The sequence below is a fragment of the Pigmentiphaga soli genome (genome assembly GCF_039541095.1).
GTDB classification, from domain to species: Bacteria; Pseudomonadota; Gammaproteobacteria; order Burkholderiales; family Burkholderiaceae_B; genus Pigmentiphaga; species Pigmentiphaga soli.
Genome location: NZ_BAABFO010000006.1, coordinates 205,690 through 219,635, shown reverse-complemented (window position 1 = coordinate 219,635; position 13,946 = coordinate 205,690). Strand labels below are relative to the sequence as shown.

The following is a 13,946-nucleotide window of genomic DNA, read 5'->3' as shown; positions in this document are numbered from 1 at the left end:
CCTCCCCTGTTCTCCAGCTTGACAGTCTTGTCGGCTGCTCTCTATCATCGATTAAAAATAGACCGTTCGTTCTGTTAAATGGAACGACCAATCAGGCAGAGACGAAGGAGACGCAGGCATGAGAATCGAGCGGGCCGATGCGGGCATCGGCGCTATCGTCAGCGACATCGACCTCAACCGGCTCGGCGAAGAGGAGTGGGCCCAGGTGTACCGGACCTGGCTCGACGCCAAGGTCATGGCCGTGCGGGGCCAGCATTTCGACATCGAGCAGTTCCTGGGCCTGGGCCGCCGCTTCGGCCGCCTCAAGCCGCACCGCGTGCGCAAGACCCGCCACCCGGACTACCCCGAGCTGACCCGGATGGGCCTGGAAACCAAGACGTCGGGGGGCACCGTCAACCAGGCCGTGTACGGCCGCGGCGATGCGTGGCATACCGACGGCCCGTGGGACCAGGAGGTCTGCAAGGCAACGCAGCTGTACGGGCTGGAGATTCCCTCGGTGGGCGGCGATACCCTGTTCTCCGACATGCAGGCCGCCTACGAGGCGCTGCCGGAATCGCTGCGCGCGCGGATCGACGGCCTGGACGCGCGCTTCGTCTACGGCGGCCGCACGCGGCGCGTGGCACTGCTCAGCCCCGAAGACCGCGACCTGCCGCCCGCCGTGCATCCGGTCGTCAAGGTGCATCCCGAAACGGGGCGCCGCTCGCTGTACATCAATCCGGTGCACTTCCTGGAGTTCGTCGGCATGGAGCGGGCCGAGAGCGACGCGCTGGCCGAGGAGCTGTTCGAGTACCTGTTCCAGCCCGGCGCCCAGTACCGCCATCAATGGAAGCAGTACGACTACGTGATCTGGGACAACCGCTGCCTGATCCACGCCGCCGCCGGCGGCTATCCGCTCGACCAGAAACGCATCCACTGGCGCTCCACCATCATGGAGCAGTAGGCGATGCGGCGGCAGGCCGCCCGCAGAAGCGGCCGCCGCCCAGCATGACGACAACTACAACGCAACGGAGACACCATGAAACGATCGTATGCCGTCGCGGCGCTGGCCGCGGCCTGCTTCTGCCTGCCCGCCGCCGCCCAGTTCACGCCGCCGCGCGCGGTGAAGGTCATCGTGCCGTACACCGCCGGCGGCCCCAGCGACGTGGTCACGCGCGTGGTGGCCACGCAGATGGGCAAGACCATGAACGTGCCGGTGGTGGTGGAGAACCGGCCCGGCGCCACCGGCACGATAGGCATGAGCGCGGCGGCGCGCGCGCCGGCCGACGGCAGCACGATGGTGATGTTCTCGCTGGGTGGCTCGGTGCTCAACGCCGTTCTGCGCGACAAGCTGCCGTACGACCTGCTGAAGGATTTCACGCCGGTCGGCAACATGGTCGACATGGCGCAGCTGCTGGTGGTCAACCCCGAACTGCCGGTCAAGTCGGTGAACGACCTGATCGCCTACGGCAAGGCGCATCCCAACAAGCTCAGCTACGGCTCGTCGGGCGTGGGCGCGTCGACCCACCTGATCGGCGAACTGTTCCAGCAGGTCACCGGCGTAAAGATGGTCCACGTGCCCTACCAGGGGACGGGGCCGGCCACCACCGATACGATCTCGGGCCAGATCCAGCTGCTGTTCACCGAGGTGCCGGTGCTGATCCAGCCGGTGCAGGCCGGCAAGCTGCGCGCGCTGGCGCTCGGCAATCCGCAGCGCTCGCCGCTGATGCCCGAGGTGCCGACCATGGCCGAAGTGGGGCTGCCGCAGCTGGAGGCCTACAACTGGTTCGGGCTGCAGGCGCCCGCCAAGACGCCGCCCGAGGCCATCGCCTATCTCAACGAACATCTGGTCAAGGCGCTGAACGATCCGCAAACGCGGGCCACGCTGCAGGCCATGGGCGCGGATCCGGCGCCCGGTACGCCGGACGATTTCGGCCGGCTGGTGCGGCGCGAAATGGACAAGTGGCGCGAGGTGGCGCGCAAGGCGGATATCCGCGTCGAGCAGTGAGTCCGGCCCGGCCTTCGGGCCGCGCCGCGGGTCTTCGGCCGCGGCGTGGCGGCCCGCCGGCCTCGGGACGCTTCAGCCCCCCCGTCCCCGCGCGCCGTCCTCTTCGCCGATGCGGTCCAGCAGGGCGCGCAGCAACGGACCGAGGGCGCGCAATTCCTCCAGGTGGGCGTGCGACAGCACTTCCAGCCGCTGCTCGGCCAGCGGCGTCAGCGTCACCTGGACGCGGCGCCGGTCCTGCGTGTCGGGCGTGCGCGCGACCAGTTCCATTTTCGCCAGCCGGTCCACCAGCTCGACCGCGCTGTGATGGCGCAGCAGCAGCCGCTCGGCGATCCCGCCCACCGTCAGCCGCTCGTCGGGGCTGCCCTTGATGGCCAGCAGCGCCTGGTGCTGCTGCGGCGTCAGGCCGCCTTCGGCGGCGGCCGTTTCGCTGAACGCGGTGAAGCGGCGCAGTTCGTAGCGCAGCGAGGCGAGCGCGGCGAAATCGTCGTGGGTCAGGCGGGCGCCGGCGCGGCGGCTCGGCGTGGCAGGAGAGGGCATGTCGGCAAATATATCGTGATACGATATTAATAGAAAATCCGAACGATCATTGTCCCCCGTCCTCCTGCCTTCATGAAACCTTCCTCCGTCCCGGCGCCCGCGCCGGTCGCGCCACCGGCGCAGGCGCCGCGCCTCGGCGATTTCACCACCGACCTCAGCGTGCTGCGCCTGACGGCCATGGCGGCCGTGGTGGGCGCCGCCGGCATCGGCGCCGCCTGGTTCCTGCTGCGGCTGATCGCGCTGTGCACCAACATCGCCTATTACGGCCGCTTCACCGCCGCCGCCCTGCCGCTGCCGGCCTCGCCCGCCCCGTGGACGGTGCTGGTGCCGGTGGCCGGCTGCCTGCTGATCGGCCTGATGGCCCGCTACGGGTCCGAAAAGATCCGCGGCCACGGCATTCCCGAGGCGATGGAGGCGATCCTGATCGGGCAGAGCCGGATCCAGCCCAAGGTGGCGCTGCTCAAGCCGGTGTCGTCGGCCGTGTCGATCGGCACCGGCGGCCCGTTCGGCGCCGAAGGGCCGATCATCATGACGGGAGGCGCGATCGGCTCGCTGTTCGCGCAGCTGTTCCACATGACCTCGGCCGAGCGCAAGACGCTGCTGGTGGCCGGCGCGGCGGCCGGCATGACCTCGGTGTTCGGCACGCCGCTGGCGGCGGTGCTGCTGGCGGTCGAACTATTGCTGTTCGAATGGAAGCCGCGCAGTTTCCTGCCGGTGGCCGTGGCCGCCGCCGTGGCGGCCGCCGGCCGCACGCTGCTGCTGGACCCGGCGCCCCTGTTTCCCTACCACGTCGCGGCCGCGTTGCCCTATGCCGGCCGCGCCTTCGCGGGCGATGGCCTGGCCGCCATGCTGTCGGGCGGCGCCGGCGGCGGATTCCCGGCCTGGGCCGCGATCGGCATCCTGGCGGGGCTGGGCTCCGGCGTGCTCACCGCCATGGTGTACGGCGCCGAAGACCTGTTCCAGAAGCTGCCGCTGCACTGGATGTGGTGGCCGGCCGTCGGCGGCCTGGCGATCGGCGTGGGCGGCCTGATCGAGCCCGCCGCGCTGGGCGTCGGCTACGACAACATCCGGCATCTGCTGGCGGGCGACCTGCCGGCGTCGTCGATCGTGTCGCTGCTGGCGGTCAAGAGCGTGATCTGGGCCATCGCGCTCGGCTCGGGCACCTCGGGCGGCGTGCTGGCGCCGCTGCTGATCTTCGGCGGCGCGCTGGGCGCGCTGGCGGGCGGCCTCTTGCCGTCTGCCGATCCAGGCCTGTGGGCGGCGCTGGGCATGGCCGCGATGATGGGCGGCACGATGCGCGCGCCGCTGACGGCCACCCTGTTCGCGGTGGAACTGACCGGCGAATTGCACCTGCTGCTGCCGGCCTTCACCGCCTGCGCCTTCGCCTATGGCGTGACGGTGCTGCTGCTCAAGCGTTCCATCCTGACGGAGAAGATCGCGCGGCGCGGCCACCACGTGGCGCGCGAATATCACGTCGACCCGTTCCAGCTGGTGCGGGTCGATGCGGTCATGACGCGGGAGGTCGACACCCTGCCCGCCGATGCGACGGTGGGGCAGGCGATCGGCCGCTTCACGACGGCCGGGCCGCACCATACCGCGCTGCCGGTGGTCGACGAAACCGGCGTGGTGGTCGGCATGGTCACGCGCGCGGACTGCCTGGCGTGGCTGGGCCGGCCCGAGCTGCACGGCGCTGCCGTGGGAGACGCCGTATCCGGCGCTCCGCCGTTGCGGGCCTATCCCGACGAACTGACCGGCGCCGTGGCCGACCGCATGGCCGAATCCGGCGTGGGCCGCCTGCCCGTCGTCGACCGCGCCACTGGCCGCCTGGCCGGCATCGTGGGCCGCAAGGACCTGATGCGCGTGCGCGCGCAGCGCCTGGAAGAAGAACGCATCCGCCGCGCTTTCCGGCCCTGGGACGGCGTGCGCCGGCAGGCGGCCGGACGGCCGTAGGACGGCGCCGGCATCCGCCAGCCCCGGCCGCGCCGCAGGGAGCGAAGGAGGGGGCGCGGAGCGGGCCGGTGGCGCCCGTCCGCGCCGGCCGGAGCCGTTCCGCTATAGTGTCGCCTTCGCATAGTCCTTGAAGCGGGCGGCCCGCGGGCGCCCGCCATCCCGTTTCCGCGATGAATCAGCATCTCCCGGCGCACCGCTGGCTGGTCGGCGCGCGGCGCCTCGCGCGCCGCAAATTCCGCCAGGCCGCGCGCCTTTCCCGCAAGAGCCTGCGCGTCGGGCTGCTGTTGGGCGGCGCCGCGCTGGTGGCGCTCGTGTCGCTGGCCTTTGCCGAAATGGCCGATCGCGCGCTGGCATGGAACGCCGCGTGGACCTCCGCCCACGGCTGGCTGGCCTTCCTGGTGCTGCCTTGCGGTCTGGCCGCGCTGCGCTGGCTGACGCTGCGGCTGGCCTTCTACGCCTCGGGCAGCGGCATTCCGCAGGTAATCGGCAGCCTGTCCCTGCCTGCGGGACAGGTCCAGGCGACGCTGGTGTCGCTGCGGCAAACCTTGTGGAAGATCCCGCTTACCTTCGGCGGCATGCTGGCCGGCGCCTCGATCGGCCGCGAAGGGCCGTCGGTGCAGGTCGGCGCCGCCGTCATGCTGGCCTGGGGCCGTTTCTGGGAGGCGCGCGGCGTGCCGCTCAAGGGCTTCCACGCCAACGAACTGATCGCCGCCGGCGCGGCCGGCGGCCTGGCCGCCGCGTTCAACGCGCCGCTGGCCGGCGTGGTGTTCGCGATCGAGGAGCTGGGCCGCGACACGGCCCTGCGCTGGCAGCGGCTGGTGCTGATCGGCGTCTTGGCGGCGGGTTTCCTGGTGGTCGCGCTGGCCGGCAACAATCCCTACTTCGGCGTTTTCGCCGGCGCGCCGCTGGCGCACGGCATGCTGGGCTGGGTGCTGGCCTGCGGCGCGCTCAACGGCGCGCTGGGCGGCATCTTCGCCCGCCTGCTCGGCATCGGCGCCGCCGGCGCGGCGCCGCACGCCTGGCGCGCGTGGATCCGCCGCCATCCGGTCTATGCCGCCGGCGCGCTGGGACTGGGCGTGGCGGTGCTGGGCGCGCTCACCGGCGGCGCCGTCTATGGCACGGGCTACCAGAGCGCGGCCGCGCTGCTGTCGGGCCAGCACGCGGTGCCGGGAGGCTTCGGCCTGGCCAAGCTGGCCGCCACGGTGGCGTCGTACTGGGCGGGCATCCCGGGCGGCATCTTCACGCCGGCGCTGACCACCGGCGCCGGCATCGGCGAGCAGATCGCGCACTGGGCCGGCGCTGGCGTCGATAGCCGCGTGCTGGTCTTGCTGTCGATGGCGGCTTTCCTGGCCGCGGCCACCCAGGCGCCGCTGACCGCCAGCGTGGTCGTGATGGAAATGACCGGCAGCCAGCCGATGCTGTTCTGGCTGCTGGCCGGTTCGCTCACCGCCTCGGTCGTGTCGCGGCAGTTCTGCCCGCAGCCCTTCTACCACCTGGCCGCGGGGCGTTTCCGCCGGCAGGCGCAGGTGGAAGTCGGCCGGGCGGCCGCGGCGGCGCACTGAGGCGCGGCGCCGCTCGTTCCGGGTCCGGCCGCGCTCGCGCCGCGCCGGCGATCCAGCGGCCGGCGGCATCGTCGCGTCAGGCGGGCCGTTCGTAGGCCAGTTCGCCCGCCACGTACACGGCCCGCGTGGCGCGCTCGTCGGCCATCGTCATTTGCACGAACAGCGCGTCGGCCAGATCCTTGCACCGTTCCATGCGGAATGCGATGAGCGGCGTCGAGCGCAGGTCGAGCACCACCAGGTCGGCTTCCAGCCCTGGCGCGATCGAGCCGACGGCATGTTCCAGATGCAGTGCCTGCGCCGCGCCGCGGGTGGCGAGGTAGAAGGCCTGCGGCGCCGACAGCGCGGTGCCGCCGAGCTGCGCCACCTGGTAGGCGGCCCCCATCGTGCGCAGCATCGACAGGCTGGTGCCGGCGCCGACGTCGGTGGCCAGCGCCACCGGCAGCGGCGCAGCGCCGCCCTTGGCGCGGTCGATGCGGAACAGGCCGCTGCCCAGGAACAGATTGGAGGTGGGGCAGTGGACCGCGGCCGAGCCGGTGCAGCGCAGGCACTGCCATTCGTCGTCGCACAAGTGGATGCAGTGGCCGAACAGCGCGCGCGGGCCGGTCAGCCCGTAGTGGTCGTAGATGTCGAGGTAATGCCGGCGCTCGGGATAGAGCTGCCTGATCCAGGCGATCTCGTCGCGGTTTTCCGCGATGTGCGTCTGCATGTAGGTGCCGGGCCGTTCGCGCCATAGCGCGCCGGCCGCCTCCAGCTGCGCCGGCGTGCTGGTGCCGGCAAAGCGCGGCGTGACCGCATAGGCCAGCCGCCCGCGGCCGTGCCAGGCGTCGATCAGCCGCGCCGATTCGTCGTAGCCGCGCTGCACGGTATCGGTCAGCGCGGCCGGCGCATTGCGGTCCATCAGCACCTTGCCGGCGATCATCCGGCGGCCGCCCTGCAGCGCCTCGTCGAAGAAGGCGTCGACCGAACCGGGATGCACGGTGCAGTACACCGCGGCCGTCGTGGTGCCGGCCCGCAGCGTTTCACGCAGGAACAGGCGCGCCACCGCCCGCGCATGGGACGGGTCCGCGAATCGCTGTTCGGCCGCGTAGGTGTAGTCGCCCAGCCAGTCCATCAGCTGGCGGCCGTAGGCGCCGATGATCTGCGTTTGCGGATAATGTACGTGGGCGTCGATGAAGCCGGGCAGGATCAGCGCGTCGGGATAGTGCGCGACGGGCGCGCCGGCGGGCAGGCGGCCGCGCAGCGCGCGGTAGTCGCCGAAATCCCGGATGCGGCCGTTCTCGATGATCACCAGCGCATCGGGCTCGTGATGCATGGCCAGGTCGTCGCCCGCCTCGAACGGATCGGCCCGGAAGCTCAGCGCGGGGCCGCGCAGCGCGCGGACTGAAGGCGTATCGGGCATGGCGCATCCTCACGGCCTGGTGCCGGGCCCGGCCCGGCGATATGCTAAAAAGAGCGGCTATCTTTCAGGGAAGGCAGGAATGAAAGTCAGGATTACCAGGAAATTCGAGACCGCGACCGACATCTGCGCCTTCGAGCTCGCGGATCCCGAAGGCACGCCGCTGCCGGCATTCTCGGCCGGCGCGCATATCGATGTCCATCTCGGCAACGGGCTCGTACGCCAGTATTCGCTGTGCAACAACCCCAACGACCGCCATCGCTACATGCTGGGCGTGCTGCGCGACCCGGTGTCGCGCGGCGGTTCGGTGGCCATGCACGCGCTGCGCGAGGGCGACGAGGTCGAGATCAGCGAACCGCGCAACCATTTCCCGCTGGCGGCCGAGGCGCGCCATTCGATCCTGCTGGCCGGCGGCATCGGCGTCACGCCCATCCTCTGTATGGCAGAGCGGCTGGCGCACATCGGCGCCTCGTTCGAATTCCACTACTGCACCCGCTCGCCCGAGCGCACCGCCTTCCGCGACCGGCTGGCCGAGCCCGACCTGCAAGGCAAGGCCCATCTTTACCACGACAGCGAACCGCCCGAAAAGCGGATCGACCTGGCCGCGGTGCTGGGCAAGCCCGATGCCGGCACGCACCTGTACGTATGCGGCCCCGGCGGCTTCATCGACGCCGTGCTGAATGCCGCCAAGGCCGCCGGCTGGCCAGAGCAGAACGTGCATCGCGAATATTTCTCGGCGGCCCCGGCCGCCACCGCCGAAGACGGCAGCTTCGAGGTGAAGATCGCCAGCACCGGCCAGATCGTCGTGATTCCCCCCGACCAGACCGTGACGGAAGCACTGGCCGCCGCCGGCGTCGAAGTCCTGACCTCGTGCGAACAGGGCGTGTGCGGCACCTGCCTGACCCGCGTGCTGGAAGGCGTGCCCGACCATCGCGACCTGTACCTGACCGACGCCGAGCACGACGCCAACGACCAGTTCCTGCCGTGCTGCTCGCGCTCGAAGACGCCGATGCTGGTGCTCGATCTCTGACGCGGGGGCGATACGCCAAAAAGAAAAAGAGCCGATGCAAGGCACCGGCTCCATCCAGGGCGCCGCGGATCCGGCTCTGCCGGTCCGCCAGCGCCGCCCCTCGAGGGGAGGCGGCCCGTAAGGGCCGCCCAGGGGTAGGCCTAGAACCTGTGGCGCAGGCCGACGCCGAGCTGCTTCGACGAGATGTCGGAAGCCGCGCTGCGGCCGATGTTGTCGACGTTGTCGATGTCGCTGTAGAAGGCGTAGGCATCGGTGCGGCGCGACAGCGCGTAGGTGTAGCCCACGCTGAAGCCCTTGATGTCCCAGTCCTTGGCCTTCTGGTAGGAGCCGAACAGCGAGCCGTTGCCGATCGGGGCCGAGGCGCCGACCATCCACGAGATCGTCTTGTCGCTGAAGATCCGGTTGGTGAGCCCGGTGGGCGCATCGCCGACGTTGACCGCGACGTTGCGCTGGTCGGCCACGGCCGCGTGCAGCTTGACCACGCCGAAGTCGTAGGCGGCGCCCAGCTGGGTGGACTTGCCCACGCCGCCGCCGGTGGCCGGCTCGACCTGGTCGTAGGTCAGCGCGGCTTCGAGGGGGCCGTTGGCATAGTGCAGGCCGGAGGTGATGGCGCGGTTGTTGGCGCCGGTGCGCGGCACTTCGTTGCTCGAGCGGTTGAAGCTATAGCCGATGGCCGCCTGGAAGCCGCTCCAGGTCGGGGTGTAGTACATGGCCATGTTGCTGTCGCGGATCTGGTCGGCAGCGATGAAGGTCGAGCCCATGGCCGCCTGGCGGAACGTGGTGCCGAACGGATCGATGCCGGTGAAGAACGACGTGCCGAGGATGAACTGGCGGCCCAGGCGCAGTTCGCCGAAGCTGTCCGACGACAGGCCCACCCACGACTGGCGGCTGAAGAAGTTGGACGACGAGGTCGAGCCGTCGTCGACGCCGAAGCCGCTTTCCAGCAGGAAGTTGGCCTTCAGACCGTTGCCGAGATCTTCGGTGCCGCGCAGGCCGAAGCGCGATTCGCTCGCCAGGCCGCTATCGATCGCGTTGCGGGACTTCTGGCCTTCGACCTTCGACCAGGAATAGCCTGCGTCGATCAAGCCATACAGGGTGACCGAGCTCTGGGCCTGGGCGGCGCCGGCGGCGCCCAGCCCTGCCAGCACGGCGGCGGCAATCAGGGTTTTTTTCATGATGTTCGGATCTCCAAATTTGACCGTCGACCGGGCGTGAACCTGGCTGGGGGCGCGATGGGGCGGCTTGGAGAACTCGGGGTGTCGCAGCGCCAGCCTATCGCGTCGGTCTTCGGTACTTCCGGGTGGAAGTTAGGAGCTATTCCATCAAAAAAGGGGGGCGCACACCAAACTGCAACGCTTGCAAAGCCGGTGTTTTTACCAATACTTACGTCCGTGGTTGGAAGTTACCAACGCTGACGGCGGGATGAACGCGCAGGCGGCGGCCCGGGGAGGGCCGGCCGCGCGGCCGGTACGCGGGCGCGTACCGGAGGTCGAGGACGATCAGAACTTGTGCTGCACGCCCACCGCGAGTTCGCGGCGGTCGCCGGTGGCGCCGGTCGTGCTGCCGGCGCGCAGGATCGAGTCGCCGAAGGTGTCGAACATCGCGTACAGCGTGGTCCGCTTCGACAGCGAGTAGTTGTAGGCCAGACCGAAGCCGTCGATGGCCTTGTCGTTGCGGCCGGCGTTGCGGTTCGCGTTGTCGTTGCGCTGGTAGCTGGCCAGGATGGTGCTGGCGCCGAACGGCACCGACACGCCGATCAGATACGTGTTTTCGTCGTCCGAGGCCGAGTTGAAGCGGGCATTGGTCAGGCGGCCGTAGCCGGCGTGCAGGCGGGCCACGCCGAAGTCGTAGGTGGCGCCGACCTGCAGGTTCTTGATGTCGCTGTTGGCCGGAGCGACGGCCACGTCGGCGGCGTTCTTCTGTTCGTAGGTCACGACGGCCAGCAGCGGGCCGGCCTGGTAGCGGGCGCCCAGCGAGACGACCGGCGTGTCGCCGTCGTTGCCCACGGTTTCGCCGGCGTTGGGATTGAAGCTGTAGCCGACCGCCGCCTGGAAGCCGCTGAACGAGGGCGAGTAGTAGAAGACGCTGTTGCTCAGGCGGTCTTCGATCGCGGTGAGCGGGGCGCCGCCGTTGAACACGGTCTTGCTCTGGGCCTGCAGGTAGGCATTGCCGAAGGGGTTGATGGCGCCGCGGAACCAGTTGAAGCCGAGGCTGTCCTGACGGCCCAGGCGCAGTTCGCCGAAGCCGCCCGACAGGCTGACCCAGGCGGCGCGGTCGAAGATGGTCTTGTCGGTGCCCAGCGAGCCGTCGTCGGCCTTGAAGCCGTTTTCCAGCTGGAAGTTGGCCTTCAGACCGTTGCCGAGGTCCTCGCTGCCGCGGAAGCCGAAGCGCGAGCTGCCGAGCACGCCGCTGTCGAGCGCGCTGGTGGCCGACGAACCATCGTTCTTGCTGTTGACATAGCCCATGTCGACGATGCCGTACAGGGTGACGTTGCTCTGGGCCTGGGCGGCTGAGGCGAAACCGGCCAGCAGAGCCGCGGCGATGAGGGTCTTTTTCAATTGAGTACTCCAGAGTTCTTGATCAGGTTGCGGCACATGAGGACTTGCTCGTGCACGGAGGCCAAGAATGAAGACGCAACATGAGGCCTGCGTTACAGGCGCTTCGGGCCGGCGGCATTTACGGTTGTTTGTCGTTTGCAGGCAACAGTCGGAGCTGCCCCGGCCGCCTTCGCGCAGTGTCGTGCCGCCGGCGGGGCGCGCGCCGCGGGCCGGAGGGTGAGGGCGGGCGGCGAAACTTGCCTATACTGGACGGGCTTGGCGTTTCAAGGAGTCATGAGCGATGGTTGCGTCCAGTTTCCGCAGGTCTTCTGCGTTCGACAGCCTGCTGGCCGAGGCCGACCGCGCGCTGCAGGTGCTCTCGGGCACGCTGGCCGGCGCCCGGCCCATGCCCGGCGGGCCGGCCACCGTGGCGGCCGCCGACGCGGCAGCCGATGCCGACCAGGCGCTGACCCCGGCCGAGCGGCGGCATGCCGCGGGGCTGATGCGGGTCGACCACGTTGGCGAGATCTGCGCGCAGGCGCTGTACCGCGGCCAGGCGCTGACATGTTCCGAGCCGGCCACGCGGGCCCTGTTCGCCGACGCCGCCGCCGAAGAGGTCGACCATCTGGTATGGCTCGAGCAGCGCCTGCGCGAACTGCGCTCGCGGACCAGCCTGCTCAATCCGCTGTGGTATGCCGGGGCCTTCGCGCTCGGCGCGCTGGCCGGCAAGGCGGGCGAGGCCTGGAACCTGGGCTTCATGGCCGAAACGGAAAAGCAGGTCGAGCGCCACTTGGAAGGCCACCTGGCGTCGCTGCCGGCGGCCGACGTGCGTTCCCTGACGATCGTGGAGCAGATGCGCGAAGACGAGCGCCAGCACCGCCTGCGGGCCGAACGCGCCGGCGCGCGGCCGCTCCCGGCGCCGGTGCGCGGCGCGATGCGGGCCGCCTCCCGCGTCATGACGGGCACGGCCTATTACATCTGACCGTCTGTCCGGCCACGCCTGGCAGGCGGGGGCCGCGCTCAGGCCTCGGCGATCTGCACCGACCAGGTCAGGTCGGCGGTTTTCTCCAGCATGGCCGAGGCCGAGCAGTATTTCTCGTGCGACAACTGCACCGCCCGTTCCACCGCCGCCGGCGGCAGGTTCTTGCCGGTCACGGTGAACGCGAAATGGATCTTGGTGAAGACCTTCGGATCCGTTTCGGCGCGTTCGGCCTGCAGCGCCACCGAGCAGCCCGTGACCGCATGCCGGCCGCGCTTGAGGATGAGCACCACGTCGTAGGCGGTGCAGCCGCCGGTGCCTGCCAGCAGCAGTTCCATCGGCCGGGGGGCCAGGTTGTTGCCGCCGCCATCGGGCGCGCCGTCCATGACGGCGACATGCCCGCTGCCTGTCTGTGCCGTGAACAGCATCCCATCGGGGCCGCCCCAGCGAACCGTGCATTCCATCGGTTTAATCCTTCATGTGCCGCGGCCTGGTGCAGGCGCGCTTATTGCGAATGATACCGAGCATGCGCGCCGGACGGCGGCGGGCCTGGCGAGGCCGGATGGTGCTTTGCACAAAGCGCATGCCCGGCGGGTAGTCGTGAACCGGATGACGGGAGCGATGTCCAAGAGGATGTGGGCGCTCAGCCGCCACGAACGGCGTCGAACCGGCGCCAGAACGGCGAAAAATCGCCAAGTGCGTGGTGTTGTCCAGGCCTGCCATGGCGCTTTTCGGCATATTCGAGACACTTCAAAAAAATCTTGCGACGCACAAAAAACGTCTCTATACTGAATCCAACGAATGACGCTTCGTATGTCGACACGGCCCCGGGCCCCTCGGCATCGTCGGATAGCCCCGCGAAGCGCCGTTCAACGGTGTCTCCTCCACCCTCCTCCTTTGGTGGATTAGCCCGAAGCCTCACGGCTTCGGGCTTTTTTTTGCTCGTTGCCACGCCCGTTCTGGCGAATTTCCGCTTGTGCGAAGCAGCAGAAGACACACCGGATTGATCCAGATCAAGGAAGCATGCGCGGTAGCAGCCTATGATTCTCTGCATGGGTTGTGTCTTTTTTGCCATACGTTCAAGCGTAACCTGTTGATCCGTAAGGATTTTGCAAGATGAAATGGTAAGCCGGCATATGGCATGCGGGCCAAAAAACTTCTTGCATTGCACAAAACGCTTTCCTATAATGGATTCAACGGATGGCGCTTCGTATGTCGACACGGCCCCGGGCCCCTCGATATCGTCGGATAGCACCGCGAAGCACCTCCAACGGTGTCTCCTCCACCCTCCTCCTTTGGTGGATTAGCCCGAAGCCTCACGGCTTCGGGCTTTTTTTTGCTTGCCGTGGCCGCTGGAAACCCCTTATAATCAAAAGCTTGCCTTACCTTTCGCACTAGCAGACTAGACAATGCCTAGGCGGACGGGTTCGGGGCAGGGCCGTCAGGGGCGCCCGCGGTATTTTTCCGCATTGGGCTTCCCGGGCCGCAAGCGCGCCGGCGCGTGCCGGCTGCGCAACACCGTCACAGAGATTCCTATGAAAACCTTCGTCGCGAAGCCGCAGGAAGTGACGCGTGATTGGTTCGTGATTGACGCCAAGGGCAAAGTCCTGGGTCGTGTGGCCAGCGAAGTCGCACGCCGTCTGCGCGGAAAGCACAAGCCTGAATTCACGCCTCACGTCGACACGGGCGATTACATCGTCATCATCAACGCCGCCGAGATCGCCGTGACCGGCAACAAGGCGCAGGACAAGCGGTACTACCGCCACTCGGGCTACCCGGGCGGGATCACCGAAACCACGTTCCTGAAGATGCAGCAGCGCTTCCCGGGCCGCGCCCTGGAAAAGGCCGTCAAGGGCATGCTGCCGAAGGGCCCGCTGGGCTACGCCATGATCAAGAAGTTGAAGGTGTACGCCGGAGCCGAGCATCCGCACACCGCCCAGCAGCCCAAGCTGCTGGAACTCTGAGGAGCCG

The 13,946-nt window shown here is 69.0% G+C and carries 13 protein-coding genes; 7 read left to right on the top strand and 6 right to left on the bottom strand.

Translation table 11 applies throughout. The features are described 5' to 3' along the window. Positions 1-118 precede the first annotated feature (118 nt). Positions 119-940 carry a TauD/TfdA dioxygenase family protein gene (locus ABD927_RS08515; protein ID WP_345248296.1) on the top strand — a complete coding sequence of 274 codons (822 nt, stop codon included), beginning with the start codon at positions 119-121 and terminating at the stop codon, positions 938-940. Positions 941-1,015: 75 nt separating this feature from the next. Beyond that, positions 1,016-1,984 (top strand): Bug family tripartite tricarboxylate transporter substrate binding protein, encoded by a 969-nt coding sequence (locus ABD927_RS08510; protein WP_345248294.1) that lies wholly within the window; start codon positions 1,016-1,018, stop codon positions 1,982-1,984. Between the two features lie 72 nt (positions 1,985-2,056). Here ABD927_RS08510 and ABD927_RS08505 read toward each other — a convergent pair whose 3' ends face one another. After that, a complete protein-coding gene (locus ABD927_RS08505) occupies positions 2,057-2,521 on the bottom strand; it encodes a MarR family winged helix-turn-helix transcriptional regulator (RefSeq protein WP_345248292.1) in 465 nt (154 codons plus the stop codon). 72 nt (positions 2,522-2,593) lie between these two features. On the opposite strand from ABD927_RS08505, the gene ABD927_RS08500 reads away from it, so the two are divergent. Together ABD927_RS08500 and ABD927_RS08495 are read left to right on the top strand one after the other, a co-directional pair. Continuing rightward, complete coding sequence (locus ABD927_RS08500; protein WP_345248290.1) at positions 2,594-4,471, top strand: chloride channel protein; 1,878 nt, start codon at positions 2,594-2,596, stop codon at positions 4,469-4,471. 170 nt (positions 4,472-4,641) lie between these two features. Then, positions 4,642-6,033, top strand: a complete 1,392-nt coding sequence (locus ABD927_RS08495; RefSeq protein ID WP_345248288.1) for a chloride channel protein — start codon at positions 4,642-4,644, stop codon at positions 6,031-6,033. Between the two features lie 76 nt (positions 6,034-6,109). Here the strand turns inward: ABD927_RS08495 and guaD are convergent, their stop codons facing one another. Next, complete coding sequence (gene guaD / locus ABD927_RS08490) at positions 6,110-7,432, bottom strand: guanine deaminase (RefSeq protein WP_345248286.1); 1,323 nt, start codon at positions 7,430-7,432, stop codon at positions 6,110-6,112. Positions 7,433-7,511: 79 nt separating this feature from the next. Between guaD and ABD927_RS08485 the strand changes: the two genes are divergently transcribed. Next, positions 7,512-8,459, top strand: coding sequence for a PDR/VanB family oxidoreductase (locus tag ABD927_RS08485; RefSeq protein WP_345248284.1), 948 nt, complete (start codon positions 7,512-7,514; stop codon positions 8,457-8,459). 140 nt (positions 8,460-8,599) lie between these two features. On the opposite strand, the gene ABD927_RS08480 is transcribed toward ABD927_RS08485, so the two are convergent. Both ABD927_RS08480 and ABD927_RS08475 read right to left on the bottom strand, forming a co-directional pair. After that, positions 8,600-9,634, bottom strand: a complete 1,035-nt coding sequence (locus ABD927_RS08480; protein ID WP_345248282.1) for a porin — start codon at positions 9,632-9,634, stop codon at positions 8,600-8,602. 324 nt (positions 9,635-9,958) lie between these two features. Beyond that, positions 9,959-11,017, bottom strand: coding sequence for a porin (locus tag ABD927_RS08475; RefSeq protein ID WP_345248280.1), 1,059 nt, complete (start codon positions 11,015-11,017; stop codon positions 9,959-9,961). A gap of 280 nt (positions 11,018-11,297) precedes the next feature. Between ABD927_RS08475 and coq7 the strand changes: the two genes are divergently transcribed. Further along, positions 11,298-11,978, top strand: coding sequence for a 2-polyprenyl-3-methyl-6-methoxy-1,4-benzoquinone monooxygenase (gene coq7, locus ABD927_RS08470; protein WP_345248278.1), 681 nt, complete (start codon positions 11,298-11,300; stop codon positions 11,976-11,978). Positions 11,979-12,016: 38 nt separating this feature from the next. Here coq7 and ABD927_RS08465 read toward each other — a convergent pair whose 3' ends face one another. Then, positions 12,017-12,439: an OsmC family protein gene (locus ABD927_RS08465; RefSeq protein WP_345248276.1), complete on the bottom strand. Its 423-nt coding sequence runs from the start codon at positions 12,437-12,439 to the stop codon at positions 12,017-12,019. 179 nt (positions 12,440-12,618) lie between these two features. Then, positions 12,619-13,146: a hypothetical protein gene (locus ABD927_RS08460; protein ID WP_345248274.1), complete on the bottom strand. Its 528-nt coding sequence runs from the start codon at positions 13,144-13,146 to the stop codon at positions 12,619-12,621. A 364-nt stretch (positions 13,147-13,510) separates the two neighbouring features. On the opposite strand from ABD927_RS08460, the gene rplM reads away from it, so the two are divergent. Next, positions 13,511-13,939, top strand: a complete 429-nt coding sequence (rplM, locus tag ABD927_RS08455; protein WP_345248272.1) for a 50S ribosomal protein L13 — start codon at positions 13,511-13,513, stop codon at positions 13,937-13,939. Positions 13,940-13,946 lie beyond the last annotated feature (7 nt).

Bases quoted from the DNA above. Each gene is read 5' to 3' on its own strand.
- ABD927_RS08515 (WP_345248296.1), top strand. From the start codon at position 119: ATGAGAATCGAGCGGGCCGATGCGGGCATCGGCGCTATCGTCAGCGAC.
- ABD927_RS08510 (WP_345248294.1), top strand. From the start codon at position 1,016: ATGAAACGATCGTATGCCGTCGCGGCGCTGGCCGCGGCCTGCTTCTGC.
- ABD927_RS08505 (WP_345248292.1), bottom strand. From the start codon at position 2,521: ATGCCCTCTCCTGCCACGCCGAGCCGCCGCGCCGGCGCCCGCCTGACC.
- ABD927_RS08500 (WP_345248290.1), top strand. From the start codon at position 2,594: ATGAAACCTTCCTCCGTCCCGGCGCCCGCGCCGGTCGCGCCACCGGCG.
- ABD927_RS08495 (WP_345248288.1), top strand. From the start codon at position 4,642: ATGAATCAGCATCTCCCGGCGCACCGCTGGCTGGTCGGCGCGCGGCGC.
- guaD (WP_345248286.1), bottom strand. From the start codon at position 7,432: ATGCCCGATACGCCTTCAGTCCGCGCGCTGCGCGGCCCCGCGCTGAGC.
- ABD927_RS08485 (WP_345248284.1), top strand. From the start codon at position 7,512: ATGAAAGTCAGGATTACCAGGAAATTCGAGACCGCGACCGACATCTGC.
- ABD927_RS08480 (WP_345248282.1), bottom strand. From the start codon at position 9,634: ATGAAAAAAACCCTGATTGCCGCCGCCGTGCTGGCAGGGCTGGGCGCC.
- coq7 (WP_345248278.1), top strand. From the start codon at position 11,298: ATGGTTGCGTCCAGTTTCCGCAGGTCTTCTGCGTTCGACAGCCTGCTG.
- ABD927_RS08465 (WP_345248276.1), bottom strand. From the start codon at position 12,439: ATGGAATGCACGGTTCGCTGGGGCGGCCCCGATGGGATGCTGTTCACG.
- rplM (WP_345248272.1), top strand. From the start codon at position 13,511: ATGAAAACCTTCGTCGCGAAGCCGCAGGAAGTGACGCGTGATTGGTTC.